The organism is Streptomyces sp. JJ38, from assembly GCF_019303475.1.
Classification (GTDB): domain Bacteria; phylum Actinomycetota; class Actinomycetes; order Streptomycetales; family Streptomycetaceae; genus Streptomyces.
The window spans coordinates 1-19065 of record NZ_JABLSI010000054.1 but is presented as its reverse complement, the minus strand read 5'-3'; the positions used below and the strand labels follow the sequence as shown (position 1 = coordinate 19065).

The window sequence follows — 19065 nt, the reverse complement described above, 5'->3', positions numbered from 1 at the left end:
TCAGCTCCCCCCGTGCCGGAAGAGGGAGGTGGCGGTGCGGGCCATGATCCGCACGTCCTGCCACAGGGTCCAGCTGGCGATGTAGTGGTTGTCGAAGCGGGCACGGTCCTCGATGGAGGTGTCGCCGCGCAGCCCGTGCACCTGGGCGAGGCCGGTGAGCCCGGCGGGCATCCGGTGACGGCGGCTGTAGCCGGGGTAGGTGTCGCTGAACTTGGCGACGAAGTAGGGACGTTCGGGGCGGGGCCCGACCAGGCTCATGTCCCCGCGCAGGACGTTCCACAGCTGCGGAAGCTCGTCCAGCGAGGTGCGGCGCAGCAGCCTGCCGACTCCGCTCATGCGTCCGTCCTCGGCGACGCTCCACCGGGTGGCGGACTCGTAGGCGTCCGCCGGGCGGAGCGTGCGGAACTTGAGGAGGGTGAAGGGGCGCCCGTGGAGGCCGACACGCTCCTGCCGGAAGAGGACGCCGGGGCCGTCGGCCAGGCGCACGGCCGCGGCGCAGGCCAGCAGGACGGGGGCGGCCAGGACGAGGGCCGGTGCGGCGAGGGCGAGGTCGAGGGCGCGCTTGAGGGCGGCGGCGGCACGCCCGCTGGGGGGCGGGTCCAGCCGGCGGCAGGCGAAGCCCCACAGGTGGGTGGCGGGTCCGCGGACGGTCCCGGGGCTGTGGGCGGGGTCACGGGGTTCGGCGTCGGCGAACCAGATGTCGCAGTCGTGCTCGGTGAGCAGCCGCGCGACGCGGGCCGCGTCCGGGTCGGTGTCGGGGTGCCGGGTGAGGACGGCCTCCCGGACGGCGTTCTGGACGACCGCCCGGTGGATGTCCTCCTCCGACTCCAGGACGGGGAGCGCCGTCCCGGAGCGCGGGGGGCCGTCGTGGGCCGGGGGGCCGACGGGTACGAGCCCGACGGGGCGCAGCCCATACCGGGGTTGGGCGTGCAGCGCGGCGGCGAGCCGCGTCCCGGCCGCGAGGTCGCCGACGAGGAGCGTGGAGCGGGGACGCAGCCGGGCGGCGCGGCGGCGCAGGGCGAGGACGGCGCCCCGGCCGGCGCAGGCCAGCAGGACGTGCCCGGCGACGAGGGCGGCGAGGCCGGACAGGGGCAGGGCCCGGCCGGGGCTGACGCCCGCCCAGGCGGCGGCGGACAGGCCCCAGGCGGCGGCCGTCCGCCACAGCAGGGCGGGCAGGACGTCGGTGGCCGCGGAGGGGAGCGCGGGCCGGTAGAGCCCGCCCCGGGCGTGGAGCAGGAGCGTCAGCGCGAGGGCGGGGGCGAGCACGCCCGCGGCCTCCGCGACCGGAGCGCCGTGGAGCGTGTGGAACGTCGCGGCCCCGGTTCCGGCGAGGCAGTCGGCCGTTGCCAGGGGAAGGTCGTGGCGGCGGGGCCGCCGCCGTGTGGACCGCGGTTCCCGCCCGCCCGGGTGCGGGGCCGGGCGGGGCGGGGGGAAGACGGTGCGGGTCTCCCGTTCCACCGCCGTCGTGGGCGCGGCGCCTGCCGCGTCAGTGCTCTCCGTGGTCATCGTTCTCCGTGGTCGCCTTCCCCGTGGTCACCGGGTCGCCGCGCGGTCATGACTCGACCCGCTCGACGGCCCGTCCCGTGGTCTGTCCCGTGGTCTGTCCCGTGGTCTGTCCCGTGGTCTGTCCCGTGGTCTGTCGTGTGTTCCGTCCAGTGGGCCGTCTTGTGGGCCGTTCGGCCGTCCGTCCGGCGGCCGGCTCGGGGCCGGGATCGGGGGCCGGCCGACCGGTGCCGCCCAGGACCTCCCGGTAGAGCTCGGTGACGGCGGCGGCCGTACGCCGCACGTCGTGGTGGTCGCGGACGTGTTCCAGGGCCCGGTCGGCCGCCGCGGCGCGTCGGCGCGGGTCGGCGAGCAGCCGGGTCAGTGCGCGGGCGAGGGCGGGCGGGTCCCGGGGTGGGACCAGGCAGGGGCCGTGCAACGCGGTGGGCAGGCTCTCGCGGGCGCCGGTGACGTCGGTGAGGACGACGGGCCGTCCCGAGGCCATGGCCTCCAGCGGGGCGAGGGCCATGCCCTCCCAGCGCGAGGGAAGGACGGCGAGGTCGGCGGCCCGGTACCAGGGCACCGGATCGGCCGCGGCGCCCGCGAGGAGGACCTGAGCGGGTGCGCCGCGGGAGAGTTCGCGCAGGAGGTGGGCGCGGTCGGGGCCGTCGCCGACGAGGACGAGGTGGGCCTCGGGGCAGCGGGCCCGCACGTGGGTCCAGGCGCGCAGCAGGAGGTCCTGGCCCTTCTGGGCGCACAGCCGGGCGACGCAGACGACGAGTGGCGCGTCGGGCGGCACGCCGTCGAGGGCGGGCAGGGTGCCGCGGGCGTGCCGTTTCTCGTCGGCGGTCGCGGGGCGGAAGCGCTCCAGGTCCACACCGTTGGGCAGCACGCTCCAGCGCGCGGGGATCCCGGCGGCGGCGCCGCGGCCCCGCTCGGCGTCGCTCACGCACACCACCCGGGTGGCCCAGCGGGCGGCGGTGCGCTCCCAGGAGCGGGCCAGCCGGGCCGGGGCGCCCTCGACGGCGTCGAAGGACCAGGCGTGGGGCTGGTAGAGCGTGGGGAGGCCGCCGCGCAGGGCGAGCCGGGCTGCGAGCCCGGCCTTGGCGCTGTGGGCGTGGACGAGATCGGGCCGCAGGCGGCGCAGCAGCCGGGCGAGGCGGAGGGTCTCGGCCGGGAGGGCGGGGCCGGGGGCGCGGGAGGCCGGCCAGGGGTGGACCTCGGCCCCCGCCGCGGCCGCCGCCCGCCCGAGCGTCCCGCACCCCGCGCCGGCGGGCTCCGTCCCGGGCGTCGGGCGGGGAGCGCCGTCGGGCGGGCAGACGACGTGGACGCGCAGGCCCGCGGCGGTCTGGGCGTGGACGAGGTCGGTGACGACGCGGGCGACGCCCCCCTCGACGGGCTGGGCGACGTGAACCACCGTCATCTGGTGCGGCGGACGGTCGTGGTGTGGCACGCGCGGTCCTTCCCCGGCGTCGATGTGCGGTTCGGCTGGTGGCGCCCGCGGCCGTCCGTGCTGGTGGGCCTGGTGGGTGTCCGGCTCCGGGCCCGTCGGGCGGCTGCGGTCCGGACAGCACCTTGACAGACAATGTCGGGAAATCTGATGAGACGCGCTGATATGCCGTGGCAGGTAAACCTGTTCATCCGATGGACGCATGAGCAGGCCGCACGCCTGCGTGACAGCGCTCCCGGGTCATGGCTCCGCACGGCGCATCGGTGCCGCCCCAACGGGTGACGGCGCGTATCCCCGGACTCCCCGCGTCGTTGAGCGGGTTGCCCATGCAGTGCTGTGCACAAAGGAGATGAAGATGAAGCACGTCGTCAAGGCCACGACGCTGGCCGCGGCGGGTTGCGCGCTGATCGTCGGCGGCGCGGGCTCCGCGCTGGCCCACGGGGGTCCGTCGGGCGCCAGCGCCCAGGGCGCTGCCGTGAACTCCCCCGGCGTCCTCAGCGGCAACGTCGTGCAGGTGCCGATCGCCATTCCGGTCAACATCTGCGGCAACACCGTGAACCTCGTCGGCTTCCTGAACCCGACGTTCGGGAACACCTGCATCAACAAGTGACCCGACTCGACCCCTAGCGGTCTGGTCGAGCCGCCGTCAGCGGCTCCCGCGGCCCGTGAGCGCCCCGCGCGCTCACGGGCCGCGGCCGGTTTGCGGGGCGCCGGTCGCCCGCGGGCCCGCGGCCGGTTGCCGGCCGTGGCCCGGGGGAAGCTCGTGGAGAGGTCTTCGGACCCGTCGTGCGGAGGGGCGGCCGGTCAGTCTCTGGCCCGGCTGGGCTGCACCCGTTTGGGCTCCCCCGGCATCTTCGGGTGGTCGGGCGGGTAGGGCAGGTCCCCGAGCGCGTGCTCCCGCTCGTCGCGGTCGGCCAGTTCCAGCAGCCCGTCCAGCGCGAAGGCGTGGTCCTCCATGTCACCGTGCACGTCCCCGAGGTCGCGGAAGCGCGCGGGCATGGTGGCCAGGTCGAAGTCCTCGGGGCGGGCGTCCTCCAGCTCGTCCCAGCGCAGCGGTGCCGACACCTGCGCCCTCGGGTGGGGGCGGACGGAGTAGGCGGCGGCGATGGTGCGGTCGCGGGCGGTCTGGTTGTAGTCCACGAAGATCCGTTCGCCGCGCTCCTCCTTCCACCACGCCGAGGTGATGCGCCCGGGGTCGGCGCGCTCCAGCGCCCGGGCGACGGCGATCGCGGCGCGGCGCACCTGGGTGAAGGTCCAGCGGGGCTCGATGGGGACGAAGACGTGCAGCCCGCGCCCGCCGGAGGTCTTCGGCCAGCCGCGCAACCCGAGCCCGTCCAGCAGTTCCTCCAGGCGCCGGGCCGCCCGGCAGGCGTCCCGGTAGTCGGTGCCGGGCTGGGGGTCGAGGTCGATACGCAGTTCGTCGGGGTGCTCCGCGTCGCCGCGCCGAACCGGCCAGGGGTGGAACGACAGCGTGCCGAGGTTGGCGGCCCAGATCACGGCCGCCACCTCGGTCGGGCAGATCTCGTCCGCGTGCCGTCCGCTGGGGAAGGTGATGCGCTCGGTGGGAATCCACTCGGGCAGCCCCCTGGGCGCCCGCTTCTGGTAGAAGAACTCCCCCGTTACGCCGTCCGGGTGGCGTTGGAGGGTGGTCGGGCGGTCCCGCAGGGCACGCAGGATGCCGGGGCCGACCGCGAGGTAGTACTCGGCCACGTCCCGCTTGGTGAACCCCCGCTCGGGGAAGTACACCTTGTCCGGGTTCGAGAGCCGCACGGCCCGCCCGTCCACGTCCAGCTCCACCGCCTGACCCATGCCGTCACGCTAGACCGCCCGGCCCGGCTCCGCCTTTCGGCGAGCGTCGGCGAGCCGCGCGGCGGACAATCGCGGCATGGATCTGCCCGTGATGCCTCCCGTGAGGCCCATGCTCGCGAAGTCGGCGGCGCGGATTCCGCCAGGGATGCACTACGAGGCGAAGTGGGACGGCTACCGGGCGATCGTCTTCCGCGACGGCGACGAGGTCGAGCTCGGCAGCCGCTCGACGAACTCGCTGACCCGCTACTTCCCCGAACTGGTCGACGCGCTGCGGGCGAACCTGCCCGCCCGGTGCGTGCTCGACGGCGAGATCGTCGTCGCCCGCGAGGGGCGACTGGACTTCGACGCGCTCCAGCAGCGCATCCACCCCGCCGCGTCCCGGGTGCGGCTGCTCGCCGGCACCACTCCCGCGAGCTTCGTGGCCTTCGACGTCCTGGCGCTGGACAACGCGTCCCTCCTGGAGGCTCCGCTCACGCAGCGGCGCGAGGCGCTCCGCGAGGCGCTGCGGGACGCCGCTCCGCCGGTGCATCTGGCGCCCGCGACCCGGGACGTCGCCGTCGCCCGGGAGTGGTTCGACCGGTTCGAGGGGGCCGGGCTCGACGGCGTCATCGCCAAGCGGCTCACGCTGCCCTACCGCCCGGACCAGCGGCTCATGGTGAAAATCAAGCACGAGCGCACGGCGGACTGTGTGGTGGCGGGGTTCCGCGAGCACAAGAGCGGCCCGGTGGTGGGCTCGCTGCTGCTCGGCCTGTACGACGACGCGGGCCGGCTCCAGCACGTCGGCGTGTGCGGCGCCTTCTCGATGCGGCGGCGCCAGGAGCTGATGGAGGAGCTGGCGCCGCTGCGGATGGCGGGCGTCGAGGGCCACCCGTGGTCCGCGTGGCAGAGCGAGGAGGCCCAGGCGGCGGGGCGGCTGCCGGGCGGGCAGAGCCGCTGGAGCGGCGGCAAGGACCTGTCGTGGGTGCCGCTGCGGCCTGAGCGGGTGTGCGAGGTGGCCTACGACCACATGCAGAGCGGCCGCTTCCGGCACACCGCCCAGTTCCGCCGCTGGCGGGACGACAAGCCGCCCCGGGAGTGCACCTACGCGCAGCTGGACGAGGTGGTGGGCTATGACCTGGCCGAAGTGCTGAACGGGTGACCCGCCGGCGCGGCCGCGGACCGCGTCAGCGGGTCAGGCGGTGTGGCAGTGGCCGGTACCGGCGTTCTCGGCGGGCAGGTCGAGCGCGGGGTTGCGGTCGAAGAAGCCGGTGGGGCGCAGGGTGAAGCCGGTGCTGTCCACGGGCATGACCGGCCAGTCCTCCAGCCGGGGCAGGTGGGTGGGCCCGAAGGTGTGCCAGAGGGTGAGCTCGGTGTTCTCCAACGGCTCGTCGGCCCGGGCCCAGGCCCCCACTCCCGCCCCTCCGGGGTGCTGGTTGGGGTGGTCGCCGTCGGGATAGCGCCGCTCGGGCCGGTGCCGGGTCACCCACAGGTGCCGCGTGGCGTACTCCACCCGCCGGGCGACCGGCGACGCGGGGTCGGCCAGCAGCGGCGGGCCGGGGCGCGGCACGAGGGTGTAGGCGACGGGGCCGCCCATCCGGTTGAACCGGGCGGGGTTGACGACGCGCCAGGTGCGGCCCACCGCGGGGTCGGCGAACCGGCCGCCGTCCGCCCCGGAGGTGATCGGGGTGGACCGGGCGGTGAAGGCGTTGCCGTTCGGGTTGTCCTCGCCGAGGGGGATGCGGACGGCGTCGACCTCCTCGACGGTGTTGCCCGGGCCGTCCACGGCGGCGTCGAGCCGGGCGCAGAACAGGTGCTGGTGGTAGGGGGCCTGGAGGCCGGGAGCGACCTCGGTGGCGTGCGGGGTGCTCTGGCCCGGCTCGCTCGCCGAGGTCTGGACGATGCCGGTGGACTTGGCCTCGAAGGCGAGGGTGCCGTCCTGGTAGAGGTACCAGTAGAAGCCGTAGTCGTAGTTGCCGAGCGTGGTGATGTAGGAGATCACCAGCCGGCGCGAGCGGCGGCTGACGACGGAGGTCTCGCCGGTCTCGTCGAAGATGTTGGTGTGCTTCCACAGCAGGCCGGTGTCCTCCTCGTGGAGGCAGACGGCGTTGTGGAGGGTCTCGGGGTGGCCCTCGTCGTCGCTGAGCACGGCGTCGAGGTAGCGGATCTCACCCAGGCAGTCGCAGCCGAGCCGCAGGGAGTTGGCGTTGCGGCCGAGCAGGTACTCCCCCGCGTCGAGGTAGCACACCCAGTTGCGGGCCGGGTCCGGTTCGGCGTAGGGCACGGCCATCTCCGCCAGGGAGGCCCGGTGCAGGACTGGCCGCAGCCGTCCGCCGTCGTGGAAGCCGAGCTGGTGGAGGACGAGGCCCTCGCGGGCGTTGAAGTCCAGCCTGAGGTCCCAGTTCTGCCAGGTGAGGTGGTGGCCGTCGAGGGTGAAGGAGGGCCCCTCGGGCTGGGTGATCCGCAGCGGTCTGAGGTCGGTGCGGGGCGGCCCGGTGTGGGCCGGGTCGTAGGTGCCGCACTCGGCCGGCACCGGCACGGGACCGGTGTCGACGAGCCGCAGGACCCGCCGCTCGGTGAGATCGATGTCGGCGACGAGCCCGGCCACGGGGTGGGCGAACGGGTTGTCGCTCGCGTCGCAGCGCAGGAAGGTGAGCGAGCGGAGCATGCGGCGCCCGGTCTCCTCGTCGCGGCCGAAGTGGCCGGCGGCGAGCGGGGTGGCGATGGCGCGTTCGATCGCCGCGTCGTCGATGCCGCGGTCGGCCATGGCCTTGCGCCAGCCGGTGTCGGCCTTGACGATCGCGTCGCACAGTGCGTATTCCTCGAAGAGGATGGGCGGCTGCCCGTCCTCGGCGGCGTCCAGTTCCCGCCAGGCGACGAGTGTGCGGGAGCCGAGGTCGACGAGGGCCTCGGCCGCCTGGCCGGTGGCGCGGTCCAGCAGGGTGACGCGGACCCGGCGTACGACCGGGTCGCCCGGGCGGTGGGCCGTGACGGTGTGCCGCTCCGGTTCGTCCAGCAGGACGAGCGGGAAGCGGGTCGTGCCGGTGATCTTCCCGGCCCCGGCGAGGACGGCGCGGGCGGCGCTGATCTCCTCGGCCGTGAGCGGTTCCAGGGGATGGCGGACCATGGTGGCGGCTCTCCTCCTCGGCGGGCTCGTGCGGGGCTCGTTCAGGACTGGTTCGGTCGCTCGTTCTCGGGCTCGTCCGCGCAGCCGCTCGCGGTCTTGCCCGCGGCGGGCACCGGGGAGGGATCCTCCTGGGCCGCCTCCTCCAGCCGGAAGGCCTCGTTGCCCAGTCCGATCCGGGCGTAGCGGGCGGGGCGGGCGGAGCGCAGGTAGAGGCCGACGGCGACGCCGACGAGGGCGGCGGCGAGGATGAGGCCGGGCAGGACCCAGCGCAGGGCGGAGGAGGGGTCGGCGCCGAGGAGGACGTCGAAGTCGGCGACGGCGTAGCCGAAGATGACGGTGAGTCCGATGGCGGCGAGCCCCGAACAGGCCAGCCGTACGCCCTGGGTGGCGGCGGCGCCGCGGCGGACGAAGAAGACGATGACGGCGACGGAGGTCGTGGCCATCAGCGCGATGACGCCCAGCGCGCCGACGTTGCCCATCCAGGTGAACAGCCGCAGCACCGGCGTCGTCGGATCGCCGTGGCCGCCGCCGTCAAAGAGCGCGAAGGCCAGGACGACGACGAGCGCGACGCCTGTCTGCAGCAGGGAGCCGGTGGCCGGCGCGCCGGTTCCCTTCGAGGCCCGGCCCACGGCGGCGGGCAGCAGGCCCTCGCGTCCCATGGCGAAGGCGTAGCGGGCGACGACGTTGTGGAAGGCGAGCATGCAGGCGAAGATGCCGGTCAGGAAGAGGATGTGCAGCGCGTCGGTGAAGGCTCCGCCCAGCCGGGGTTCGGAGAGGCCGAAGAGCAGCCCCGCGCTCTGCTCCCGCGCCGCGCCGACGATGTGGTCCGGTCCGGTGGCCACGCTCATGAGCCAGGACGTCAGGGCGAAGAAGACGGCGACGGAGCCGACGGCGAGGAACATCACCCGGCGCACGACGGTCTGCGGCCGGTGGGTCTCCTCCGCGTAGACCGGGGCCTGTTCGAAGCCGAGGAACGCGGCGACGGTGAAGCACAGGGCGGTGCCGAGCCCGGCCCCGGTGAGAGCGGCCGGGTCGAAGGACGCGAGGGACAGCCCCTGGGGGCCGGGATCGGCGGCGAAGGCGAGGTCCAGGACGACGACGAGCACAACCTCGACGAGCAGCAGGGAGCCGAGCACCTTGGCGTTGAGGTCCACCTTGAGGGCGCCGAGGACGCCGGTGACGGCGATGCCCAGCAGGGCGACCAGCCACCAGTCGACCTGGAGGAACAGGTGCTCGTCGAGCAGCAGCGACGCCTCGAACCCGAGGAGTCCGTAGACGCCGACCTGGAGGGCGTTGTACGCGGCGAGCGCGACGTAGGACGCCCCCGCCCCGACAGTTCCGCCGAGGCCGCGGGCTATGTAGGCGTAGAAGGCGCCGGCGTTGTGCACGTGCCGGCTCATCTCGGCGTATCCGACCCCGAACAGCGCCATGACGGCGCCGAGGATGACGAACAGCAGCGGCTGGGCGGTGATGCCCATGACGGCGTAGGTGGTGGGCATGAGACCGGCCACCACCATGAGGGGCGCGGTGGCGGCCAGGACGGACAGGAGCAGCCCCGCCGTCCCGAGCCGGCCGGCGCGCAGGGCGCGCTCCTGTCCCATGTAGGTGTTGATCTCGTCCGGTCGTGCGCTGCTGCCCGTCAGCATGACGGTTCCTCTCCTGCGGTTCGGGGGCTCAGAGGGCGGCGGGTCGGTGACGGCGGGGTCGGTGACGGCGGGGTCGGCGGCGGAGGCGCGGCGGTCGTTCGGCTGGGCGGAGGGGCGGGCGCGGGTACGGGTGCGGGTGCGGGCGGTACCGGGTTCAGGCCGTCCGGAAGGCGTGTTCCCGGGCGGTGGCGAAGGCGCTGTGGGCATCCCGGCCGGTGAACGACCAGGGCGCGGGGGTGACGTGTGGTCCGATGCGCTGGAACAGGGCGGCGGCCTCGGCCATCCGCCCTTCGTGGTACTTGGCGTAGGCGAGGTAGTTCAGGTCGACGAGGCGGCGCGCGTGGTTCTCCTCGGTGCCCCACTCCAGCCACCAGTCGAAGGCTCCGCGGACGGCGGCGCGGGCCCGGCGGCTGGCCCAGTGGCCGGTGGCGGCGGGGTCGGGAGGGATCTCGCCGGAGGCGGCCAGCGCCTGGAAGCGCTCGGCGTGCGCGACGACGGGCAGCAGCGCCAGCGGGGAGTCCGCGGGGGCGTGTTCGGCGGTCGTCCGGGCGAACTCGTAGACGGGGTGCGGGGTCGTGGCCGTGGTGCCCGCCAGCCGTGTCGTCATCAGGTGGTGTGCGTGGTGGTGGTCGCGGTGGCGGACGCGCAGCTCGTCGAAGACGTCCCGGAAGTCGGCCTCGGCGCCCCGATGGTGGGCCAGGAGCAGCCGGGCGAGCCAGGGCGTCGGGTCGTCCGGGGCCAGCCGCTCGGCGGCGCTGGCGGCTTCCTCCGCCGCGTCGGGCGAGGTCTTGCCCCGGACGGCGCGGCGCACGGTGGCGCAGGCCAGCAGCAGCGCGGCGTCGGGGCTCTCCGGTTCGGCGAGCTGCCACTCGCGGGCCCAGGTGTGGCTGCCGGCGGCCTGGGCGAGGACGAGGGCGCGGTGGCCGCGCCGGTCCCAGTCCTCCCGGGTGGCGGTCAGCAGGGTGCGGGCGTCGGCCCAGCGTCCGCGGCTCAGCGCGTCGCGGGCGGCAACCAGCGCGGTGTCGTCCAGAGCCGGGTCGGTGCTCCGGCTCTGTCCACGTCGGCCCAGCCGGAGGGAACGGGGTGGTGGAGTCATGGTCGGGGGTCAGCCAACCGCCGGGAACCGACCGCGTCAACCCCAGATTGAGCCATGCGCGACCGAACCTGTGCGGAGTGTGCCCGGTTGCGGCAGTTCTGCCGGACGTGCCGTCAATCTCCGTGCGGCCGGTGCCGGTTGGCGCGCTCCGGGACCGTGCCCCGCGGGCCCGGTGTCCGGGTCCCGGTGTCCGGCATACGGTGAGCGGAGTGGCCGCCGGGGATACGCTCCGGGGGTGATCGGACGACTGGGGAACGCCGTGCGGCTGTGGTTCAGCCCGAGCCGGGTGCGCGCCGAGGGCCACACACCCGACTACCGCTTCTCGCTGGCCAACGAGCGCACGTTCCTCGCCTGGATCCGCACGGCGCTGGCCCTCGTCGCGGGGGGCGTCGCCGTCGACCAGTTCCTCACCCGGCTCGGCTCGGCGACGCGCACGGGCACGGCCGTCGTCCTGATGGTGGGCGGCGCGGTGTGCGCGGTCCGGGCCGTGCACCACTGGGTGCGCTGCGAACTGGCCATGCGCCGTGGCGAGGACCTGCCGCCGTCCCGGTTCCCCGCGCTCCTCGGCGTCGGCATCGCGCTGGCGGCGGTCATGGTGGCCGGCGCGCTCGTTCTGGACGGCGGCGGCCGGTGAGCGGGGTCCGGGACCCGGGCGTGCAGCCGGAGCGGACGCGGCTGGCCTGGCGCCGCACCACGCTGGCCGCCGGGGTCGTCGGACTGCTGCTCGTGCGGCAGGCGCTCACCCGGGACGTCGGGACCGCCGGGTACGGCGGGCTGGCGGTGGCCCTGCTGACGGTTGTGCTGCTCGCCGGGCTGGCTCACCGGCGGCTGACGGGCCTCGGCGCGGCCCGCCCGGCCCCGCTCGGCCCGCCCGCCGCCGGCGCCGTAGCGGCCTGCACGCTCGTTCTCGCGGCGGTGGGAGTGATGATGCTGTGACGGCGGCTCTCGTCGTGGTCATGGGCGTGTCGGGCTCGGGCAAGACGACGGTGGGCACCCTGCTGGCCCGGCGGCTGGGTCTCCCCTACGCGGAGGGCGACGCCTTCCATCCGCCGGGCAACGTGGCGAAGATGGCCGCCGGCACGCCCCTGACCGACGAGGACCGGGTGCCCTGGCTGGAGGCCGTCGCCGAATGGCTGGCCGAGCGGTCCGGCACGGGCGGGGTCGTCGCCTGCTCGGCGCTGCGGCGGCGCTACCGCGACCGCCTGCGCGCGGCGGCTCCCGGGGTCTTCTTCGTCCACCTGGACGCGCCGCGGGAGGTGATCGCCCGCCGCCTGGCCGAGCGCCGCGGGCACGTCATGCCGCCCTCGCTCCTGCGCTCGCAGTTCGCCGCCCTGGAGCCGCTGGACCGCGACGAGCCGGGTACGGACGTGCCGGCGGACACCACCCCGGAGGAGACCGTGAACCGCGTCCTGGCGGACCTGCCGCCCTGAGTCGGCGGTTCACCCGAGCGGCAGCGGGCGGTAGACCGTCAGCCTCCGCTCGTCCTTGTCGAGCAGCAGCTCGGCGGGCGCCGGGGCCGTCTCGCCGTCGAACGCGCACACCGTGCCGGGCGGGATGCCGGTGACGCGCAGCCACGGCACCCGGGCGGCGGCGTGGACGGGCGAGCGGTGGGGCAGCCCCACGGCGGTGGCGAGCAGCAGCCGCAGCCGCGCCCAGCGGCCTCCGTGGACGATGTGTGTGTCGAGTCGGCCGTCCGCGAGGTCGGGCCGCCGGGGTGTGGTGCCGCCGAAGCTGGTGTAGGCGCAGCTCCCCGCGAACAGCAGCCACACCGAGCGGCGCCGCCCGTTGACGGTGAGCTCCACCGGCCGGGCGTGGCGCAGCACGACGGCCGCGGCCAGAACGGCGGCGGGCCAGGCTCCGACGCGGCCCCGCCAGCGCTCGCGCACCTCCACCAGCTCCCCGTAGACGCCGAGGCTGAAGGTGTTCACGAAGTGCCCCGCGTGACCCGCGCCGTCCGCCCGGCCGCCGGGCGCCGCCCCGGAGGTGAAGCGGGCCAGGTCGACGGCGACGGCGTCACCGCTCTCCAGCGCGCGGCAGGCGTCGGCGGGCTCGACGATGCCCAGGTCCAAAGCGAGGTGGTTGAACGTTCCGCCGGGGAGCACCGCGAGGGGCACGCCGTGGCGCAGGGCGAGCGGGGCGGCGGTGCCCACGGTACCGTCGCCGCCGAGGACGCCCAGGGCCCCGCCCGCACCCGCCGCGCGCCGCGCCGCTTCGTCGAACGCCTGCTCCAGCGACCCGGCCGCCTGGTCCCACACGAGGAACTCGGCCCGCGGCAGATCCGTTCGCAGGACATGGAGGGATTCAGACGTTCCGGCGACCGGGTTGACGACGGCCACGAGCCCGCGCCCGCCCGGCAGGCGCGGGGCGGGCACCGGCGCCTGGGACGGCGCGGGCAGCGGACGCGGGGCGAGCAGCCGGCGCGTGACGACGGCCGCGCCGACGCCGATCGCCACCCCGGCCAGGACATCGCTCGGATAGTGGGCGCCGGTGTACACGCGCGAGAAGGCGACGGCGGCGGCGAGCGGAGCCAGCGCCGTGCCCCCGCCGCGGGACTCCAGGGCGACCCCGGTGGCGAAGGCCGCCGCGGAGGCCGAGTGCCCGGAGGGGAAGGACGTCGTCACGGGCTGCCGCCGGAGGTGACGCACAGCGGGGACGGCGGCCAGGAGCGGCCGGCGGCGGCGGAACGACCATTTCACGAAGCTGTTGACCGTCGCGGAGGCCGCGCCCAGCGAGGCGACACCGCGGAGGGCGGCGCGCCGGGCCCGCCCCCCGGGCCGGCCGGTGAGCGCCGTACCGGCCGCGAGGGCGAGCCACAGGCGGCCGTGGTCCGCGCTGTGGCTGAGCCAGGGCAGGATCCGCTCGGCGCCGGGCCAGTGGCGGCCTGCCACGGCGGCGAACAGCGCGTGGTCCAGATCGCGGATGCGTGCGGGCATACGCAAGGACTACCCCGGCCGACCGTCCCCCGCACCCGGGGAGGAAACGGGTGGAGGGATCCGATTCACGCACACGTACGTCCCATCAGCAGCCACTCGGTCGATTGAGGTCGACGCAAACGGAGGTGGGAGACCTTGGCCGGCTTCAGAGCACTCGCCGCGCAGGTCCGCGACCCGGCGCGCTCGCCGTCGCAGCGGCGGCAGGCCCTGCGCAAATGCCTGGAACGTTTCGCCCCCTACGGGCACCGGGCGACGTGGTCGCACCTGTGCGCCCGGGCCGGTTTCGGCCCGGAGGACCGTTCTCCCGAAGGGCACCGCCTGGTCGCCGCGCTGGAGGAGCTGGAGGAGGCGCGGGAGGTCTGGCTCGCCTACGAGGAGAAGTCCGCCCGACGCCGCCGGGAGCAGAAACACCTGGGCATCCGGCAGCCGACGGCCCTGGACGACTGGCACAGCCGCACCTGGGGCGGCCGGGCGCTCCTGCGCTTCGACGACCCGGCGCACGTTCCCGGGGCACCGCTCGCCACCGTCCTGCGCGGGCTGATCGCCACGATGGAGGCGGAGGCGGGCCGCGAGGGACGAGTACCGGCGCTGGCCGCCGGGTGAGCCGCCGGGTGCCCGCGCGGTGCGGGCACCCGGCGGCTCGGGACGGCTCCACGGCTGCCGTCAGCTCCTCAGCAGCAGGCGCACCTCCGGCCAGCTGTCCGCCCGGGCCCTCGCGTCGGCGGCGGGGCTGCCGCCCAGGTCCACGTAGCGGTCGGTCACCGGGTGCCGCAGGTAGGTGGCGGTCGCGGTGTAGGCGTACGTGCCGAGGGCGTGCCCGGCGTCCGGGTACACCAGGGCCCGGTGCCGCTGGCCCGAGGCGCCGCGCTGCTCGCCGATCTCCTCGGCCGCCGGTCCGGACGGCCAGAGCCCGTCGGCCCCTCCGGCGATCGCCAGCACCGTGCCGCGCACCCGGTCGAGCGGGATGGGCCTGTGCTCGACCGGTCGGCCGTCCTTCGTCCAGGCCACGTCGCCCTCGGGGAAACCGGGGTGCGTGTCGCGGCTCGGGGCGTAGACGACGATGTCCTCGACCAGGTCCGGGTAGTGGTGGCCGAGGAGCTGTGCGGCCTCGGAACCGCGGGAACGGCCCATCACGGACACCCGCTGCGGGCCCTCGCCGGCCTCCCGGTCCAGCAGCCGGAGCGCGGTGGCGAAGTACTCCAGCCCGATCCCCTCCAGGGTGTCGGGCCGCCCGGGGCAGTCGAAGTAGCACAGGACGAGCACGGGGTGCCCACGGGAGGCGAGCAGGGCGGCCGAGTACCGTTCCCCGACCCCGCCGGCCGAGCCTCCGAAACTGAGCACCGGCGGGCGCCCCGGCAGGTCGGCGGGCGGCTGGTACAGGACGCCGTGCACCTCGTCCTCGTCCACGGTCAGGGGGCGGTGGGTGACACCGTCACGCATCCACGTGCGGGTCAGCGTGCGCCGCGCGACCCGTGTACCGTCCGACTCGACCGCGACGTCCACCTCGTAGTGGCGCTGCTGCTCGGGCCACCGCGTCTCGAAGCGGGACGCGTCGGCCGGAGCGGTCTCCGGCTTCATGGACCAGAACAGCCCCATGCCGTCGGCCTGGTCGTAGGTACCCGAGCGGGGCCGGTCACGGGTCAGGTCGACGGTGCCCGTCCCGTCGGCGGTGAAGACGGCCCGCGCCTCCCAGCGCTCGCCCTCCCGGTCCGTGGCCTGAGCGGTGACCACCACCTCCGCGCCGGCCCGCAGGCCGGTGACGCGGATGCGTACCGGTTCGTCCGCCAGGGCCACCGGCTTGTCCACCGTCAACCGGGCGTCGGCGCCGCCCTCGGCTCCGCCGGCGCATCCCGTGGTGAGCAGCAGGGCCATCCCGGCGGACACCGCGGCCGCCCGTAACGTCCGTCTCATCTCTCCCCCTTCGTGTTACCGCCGGAGCGTTTCCGGCCTGGTCGGCCGTGCGTCGGGCGGCACCGGACCCGACCCTGCCCGGCCGCACGGGCCGGGGTCACCAGGCGGCGTTCGGCAGCGTTCGGCGCACCCGGCTGCCGGGGGTCGGCAGGGCACTTGGTCCTGGGACGACCCTCGGCCGTTGACAGTGGCCGAGCCGCCCCCGCATGCTGAGCAAGCGCTTAGCAAGGGGGTGGCCACGGCCGCGTCCAAAACAACGGCGAGAGAGGCGGTGCGGTATGGCGGGGCCCCGGGTCTTCGCGACGGTGGACGAGCTGCGGGAGGCGGTCGGTGTCGAACTGGGCCCGAGCGACTGGCTGGAGGTCGACCAGAAGCGGATCGACCTGTTCGCCGACGCGACGGGCGACCACCAGTGGATCCACGTCGACCCGGAGCGGGCCGCCCAGGGGCCGTTCGGGACGACCATCGCCCACGGCTATCTGACGCTCTCCCTGCTGCCGGTGTTGATGCCACAGGTGCTGCGGGTCGAGGGAGTACGCATGGGCGTCAACTACGGCGTGAACAAGGTGCGGTTCCCCGCTCCGGTACCCGTGGGCTCGCGGCTGCGGGCCCGGGTGCGGATCGCCGAGGTCTCCGAGGTGGGCGACGGCGGCGTGCAGTGCGTGGCCCAGACGACGGTGGAGCGGGAGGGCGGCGGGAAGCCGGTCTGCGTCGCTGAGTCGGTCGTCCGCTACTACCGCTGACGCCCGCCGCTCGGCCGGGCCGGAGGTCCGGCCGAGCCGGAGGTCCGGCCGAGCTGGAGGTCCGGCCGAGCCGGAGGTCCGGCCGAGCCGGAGGTCCGGCCGAGCCGGAGGTCCGGCCGAGCCGGCCTCGGCAGTGTGCCGCCTCAGCTTGGGCGGGCGCCGACCATGCGCAGGACGAGGTCGGCGTAGAAGGCGCCGATCTCCTCGGGGGTGCGGCGCCCCCCCGGGGTGAACCAGCGGGCGACGTCCACGCACAGGGAGAGCACGGCGAGCGCGGTGCCGCGCGCGTCGGCCACCTCGAACTCGCCCGCCTCCGCGCCGGCGGCGAGGAGATCGCGGACCAGCTCCTCGGAGCGGCGGCGCAGGCCGATGATCTCCGCGTAGTGCTCCTCGCCGAGCGCGGCCAGCTCGTACTGCACCACCCGCGCGGTGGTGTGGTGTTCGGCGTGCCAGCGCACGAAGGCGCGGACGGCCGCGGCCAGTCGGTCGGCGTTGCCGCCGGGCCCGGAGGCCGCCTCCGAGAGCAGCCGCACCGAGCGCTCGTGGCCCACCCGGCTGATCTGGTAGAGCAGCTCTTCCTTCGTGCGGTAGTGGATGTACAGGGCCGCGGGGCTCATGCCGGCACGGCCGGCGATGTCGCGGGTGGTGGTGGCGTGGAAGCCGCGCTCGGCGAACGCCTCGACGGCCGCGACGAGCAGCCGCCGGGCCGCCTCGGGCGCCACCCCGCTCCAGGACTCCTGGGAGTCCCCCTGGGCCTGCGCTCCCGCCCCGGCTGCCTGTGCCACTGGTTTCGCCCCGCTTCCGTCGACCGGGCGAACACCATACATCGGTGCCGCCCCCTCCGCTGAGCGGTCGCTCAGCGGAGGGGGCGGGCGCCGGGCAGCGGGCCGGGCGCGCTCAGAAGGCGGAGACCCCGGTCAGGGCGCGGCCGATGACGAGCTTCTGGATCTGGCTGGTGCCCTCGTAGAGCGTCATGACACGGGCGTCGCGCAGGAGTTTGCCGACCGGGAACTCGTCGATGAAGCCGTACCCGCCGAAGACCTGCAGCGCGTTGTTGGCCGAGCGCACGGCGGCCTCGGAGGCGTGGAGTTTGGCGACGGAGGACTGGGTGGCGAAGGGCTGCCCGCGGTCGATCAGGTCGGCCACCCGCCAGGTGAGCAGGCGCGCCGCGTCCACGTCCACGGCGATGTCGGCGATCAGCTCCTGGACGAGCTGGTGGTGCGCGATGGACCTGCCGAACTGCTCGCGGGCCCCGGCGTACTCGACCGCCGCGTCCAGCGCCGCCTGGGCGATGCCGACACAGCCCGCCGCGACGGACATCCGCCCCTTGGCGAGCGCGGACATGGCCACGGAGAAGCCCTTGCCGAGGGGCCCGAGCCGGGCGGCGTCCGGCACCCGGACGCCGTCGAGCACCAGCTCCGCGGTGGCCTGCCCGCGCAGCCCCAGCTTGCCGTGGATCTCCCGCCGGGTCAGACCGACCGCGTCCGCCGGGACCAGGAAGGCGGTGACTCCGCGGTGCCCCGGCTCGTCCCCGGTACGCGCGAACAGGAGGACGACGTCGGCCCAGGTGCCGTTGGTGATGAACATCTTGCCGCCGTCGATGATCCAGTCGCCCCCGGGCCCGGCGCGCCGGGCCCGGGTGGTGAGGCTGCCCGCGTCGGACCCGGTGCCCGGCTCCGTCAGCCCGAAGCAGCCGAGCGCCTCGCCGGAGGTGAGGGCGGGCAGCCACCGCTGCTTCTGCTCCTCGCTCCCCCAGGCCGCGATGGTCTTGGCGACCAGGCCGAGCGACACGGACACCACGCCGCGCACGGAGGAGTCCCCACGCCCCAGCTCCTCGGTGACCAGGCAGTAGGCCAGGTGGTCCCCCTCGGAACCGCCGTACTCCTCGGGGATCGTCAGCCCCAGGAAGCCGAGGTCGCCCAGACGCCGCACGATGCCCGGGTCGATCGACTCCGCGCGGTCCCACTCGGCGGCGTGCGGCGCGACCTCCCGGACGACGAAGTCCCGGGCCAGGGCGCGCACGGCCCGCTGCTCCTCGGAGAGCTCCAGATCCACGGCGGTACCTCGCAGTCGTGCGGTCGTCGCTGTACAGGGCCGCACCGGTGGTCCCGGCTGGGCCGCCCGCTAAACCTATCACCGATAGGTTTAGCGCGGTCGGCTCTACTATGGGGCGCATGGCCCGTCCCCGCAAGCCCCTCCTCAGCCGTGACCGCATCGTCGAGACGGCACTCGCCCTCGTGGACACCGAAGGGCTGGAGTCCGTCTCCACCCGGCGGCTGGCGACCGAACTCGGCGTCAGCGGGCCCTCGCTGTACCACCACTTCCGCACCAAGGACGAGATCCTCGACGCGGTCGCCGACCGGATCTGCGCCGACGTCGACCTGACGATGTTCGAGGACGGGACCCCCTGGCGGGAGGCGCTGGAGGGCTGGGCCCGCTCCTACCGGGCGGCGCTGAGCGCACACCCCAACATCGTTCCGTTCCTGGCCCGCGGGCCGGGCCGGCGGCCCAGCCAGCTGCGCATGGCCGACGCCGTGTTCGGCGCCATGACGGCCGCGGGCTGGCCCCGCGCCCACGCCACCCACATCGGCGCGCTCATGCGGTACTTCGTCGCCGGCTCCGCCCTCGGCTCCTTCGCCCGCGGCTTCGTGGACGACGCCGCGCTCTACGCCCGCGACTACCCCCACCTCGACCAGGCCCACCTGCTGGCGGAGCACCAGCAGCAGGTGGACGAGGGCGCCTTCGAGACGGGCCTGCGCGCCCTCGTCGACGGGCTCGCCCTGCGCTTCACCGCCGCCACCGGCACCCCCTGAGGGGGCGCGGGAACCCGCGCGAACGGCCACGGCACACGTCCACCCTGCGACGCACGGAACGGGGCAGCCGCCGCCCAGG

Annotated in this window: 17 protein-coding genes and 1 pseudogene; 8 read left to right on the top strand and 10 right to left on the bottom strand. The window is 75.3% G+C overall.

The window, feature by feature from the left end:
• Together HPT28_RS23055 and HPT28_RS23050 are read right to left on the bottom strand one after the other, a co-directional pair.
• Complete coding sequence (locus HPT28_RS23055) at nt 1–1506, bottom strand: exopolysaccharide biosynthesis polyprenyl glycosylphosphotransferase (RefSeq protein ID WP_219093133.1); 1506 nt, start codon at nt 1504–1506, stop codon at nt 1–3.
• A 46-nt stretch (nt 1507–1552) separates the two neighbouring features.
• Nucleotides 1553–2905: a glycosyltransferase gene (locus HPT28_RS23050; RefSeq protein WP_257579286.1), complete on the bottom strand. Its 1353-nt coding sequence runs from the start codon at nt 2903–2905 to the stop codon at nt 1553–1555.
• Nucleotides 2906–3287: 382 nt separating this feature from the next.
• Between HPT28_RS23050 and HPT28_RS23045 the strand changes: the two genes are divergently transcribed.
• On the top strand, nt 3288–3542 hold the full coding sequence (locus tag HPT28_RS23045; RefSeq protein WP_219093122.1) for a chaplin: 255 nt from the start codon (nt 3288–3290) through the stop codon (nt 3540–3542).
• A 194-nt stretch (nt 3543–3736) separates the two neighbouring features.
• Here the strand turns inward: HPT28_RS23045 and ligD are convergent, their stop codons facing one another.
• Entirely contained in the window at nt 3737–4741 is a 1005-nt protein-coding gene (gene ligD, locus HPT28_RS23040) for a non-homologous end-joining DNA ligase (RefSeq protein ID WP_219093120.1), read from the bottom strand.
• Nucleotides 4742–4817: 76 nt separating this feature from the next.
• Between ligD and HPT28_RS23035 the strand changes: the two genes are divergently transcribed.
• Nucleotides 4818–5879 carry an ATP-dependent DNA ligase gene (locus tag HPT28_RS23035; protein ID WP_219093118.1) on the top strand — a complete coding sequence of 354 codons (1062 nt, stop codon included), beginning with the start codon at nt 4818–4820 and terminating at the stop codon, nt 5877–5879.
• Nucleotides 5880–5912: 33 nt separating this feature from the next.
• On the opposite strand, the gene HPT28_RS23030 is transcribed toward HPT28_RS23035, so the two are convergent.
• The 3 genes from HPT28_RS23030 to HPT28_RS23020 all read right to left on the bottom strand — a co-directional run bounded on the left by HPT28_RS23030 (nt 5913) and on the right by HPT28_RS23020 (nt 10586).
• A complete protein-coding gene (locus HPT28_RS23030) occupies nt 5913–7844 on the bottom strand; it encodes a primary-amine oxidase (protein ID WP_219093116.1) in 1932 nt (643 codons plus the stop codon).
• A gap of 41 nt (nt 7845–7885) precedes the next feature.
• Nucleotides 7886–9490: an APC family permease gene (locus HPT28_RS23025; RefSeq protein ID WP_219093115.1), complete on the bottom strand. Its 1605-nt coding sequence runs from the start codon at nt 9488–9490 to the stop codon at nt 7886–7888.
• 154 nt (nt 9491–9644) lie between these two features.
• A complete protein-coding gene (locus HPT28_RS23020) occupies nt 9645–10586 on the bottom strand; it encodes a hypothetical protein (RefSeq protein ID WP_219093113.1) in 942 nt (313 codons plus the stop codon).
• A 235-nt stretch (nt 10587–10821) separates the two neighbouring features.
• Here HPT28_RS23020 and HPT28_RS27200 point away from each other — a divergent pair, with 235 nt between their 5' ends.
• Genes HPT28_RS27200 through HPT28_RS23005 form a run of 3 tightly spaced genes read left to right on the top strand, consistent with a single transcriptional unit; the run spans nt 10822 to nt 12016 of the window.
• A complete protein-coding gene (locus tag HPT28_RS27200; protein ID WP_308119456.1) occupies nt 10822–11220 on the top strand; it encodes a DUF202 domain-containing protein in 399 nt (132 codons plus the stop codon).
• Nucleotides 11217–11522 carry a DUF202 domain-containing protein gene (locus HPT28_RS23010; RefSeq protein WP_219093109.1) on the top strand — a complete coding sequence of 102 codons (306 nt, stop codon included), beginning with the start codon at nt 11217–11219 and terminating at the stop codon, nt 11520–11522. The genes HPT28_RS27200 and HPT28_RS23010 overlap by 4 nt, the downstream gene beginning before the upstream one ends.
• A gap of 20 nt (nt 11523–11542) precedes the next feature.
• Nucleotides 11543–12016, top strand: a complete 474-nt coding sequence (locus HPT28_RS23005; RefSeq protein WP_219093157.1) for a gluconokinase — start codon at nt 11543–11545, stop codon at nt 12014–12016.
• Between the two features lie 9 nt (nt 12017–12025).
• Here the strand turns inward: HPT28_RS23005 and HPT28_RS23000 are convergent, their stop codons facing one another.
• Complete coding sequence (locus HPT28_RS23000; RefSeq protein ID WP_219093108.1) at nt 12026–13519, bottom strand: bifunctional phosphatase PAP2/diacylglycerol kinase family protein; 1494 nt, start codon at nt 13517–13519, stop codon at nt 12026–12028.
• A 135-nt stretch (nt 13520–13654) separates the two neighbouring features.
• Between HPT28_RS23000 and HPT28_RS22995 the strand changes: the two are divergent.
• Nucleotides 13655–14086: pseudogene (locus tag HPT28_RS22995) on the top strand (hypothetical protein); the annotation flags it as partial.
• A 96-nt stretch (nt 14087–14182) separates the two neighbouring features.
• On the opposite strand, the gene HPT28_RS22990 reads toward HPT28_RS22995, so the two are convergent.
• Entirely contained in the window at nt 14183–15430 is a 1248-nt protein-coding gene (locus HPT28_RS22990) for an acyl-CoA thioesterase/bile acid-CoA:amino acid N-acyltransferase family protein (RefSeq protein ID WP_219093106.1), read from the bottom strand.
• Nucleotides 15431–15708: 278 nt separating this feature from the next.
• Here HPT28_RS22990 and HPT28_RS22985 point away from each other — a divergent pair, with 278 nt between their 5' ends.
• Nucleotides 15709–16173, top strand: coding sequence for a MaoC family dehydratase (locus HPT28_RS22985; protein ID WP_219093105.1), 465 nt, complete (start codon nt 15709–15711; stop codon nt 16171–16173).
• Between the two features lie 143 nt (nt 16174–16316).
• Here HPT28_RS22985 and HPT28_RS22980 read toward each other — a convergent pair whose 3' ends face one another.
• The gene (locus tag HPT28_RS22980) at nt 16317–16958 is read right to left on the bottom strand and encodes a TetR/AcrR family transcriptional regulator (RefSeq protein WP_374227002.1); all 642 of its coding nucleotides are present in this window, start codon (nt 16956–16958) and stop codon (nt 16317–16319) included.
• 112 nt (nt 16959–17070) lie between these two features.
• Nucleotides 17071–18228, bottom strand: a complete 1158-nt coding sequence (locus HPT28_RS22975) for an acyl-CoA dehydrogenase family protein (RefSeq protein ID WP_219093103.1) — start codon at nt 18226–18228, stop codon at nt 17071–17073.
• Between the two features lie 119 nt (nt 18229–18347).
• Between HPT28_RS22975 and HPT28_RS22970 the strand changes: the two genes are divergently transcribed.
• A complete protein-coding gene (locus tag HPT28_RS22970) occupies nt 18348–18986 on the top strand; it encodes a TetR/AcrR family transcriptional regulator (RefSeq protein WP_219093102.1) in 639 nt (212 codons plus the stop codon).
• Nucleotides 18987–19065: the final 79 nt, after the last annotated feature.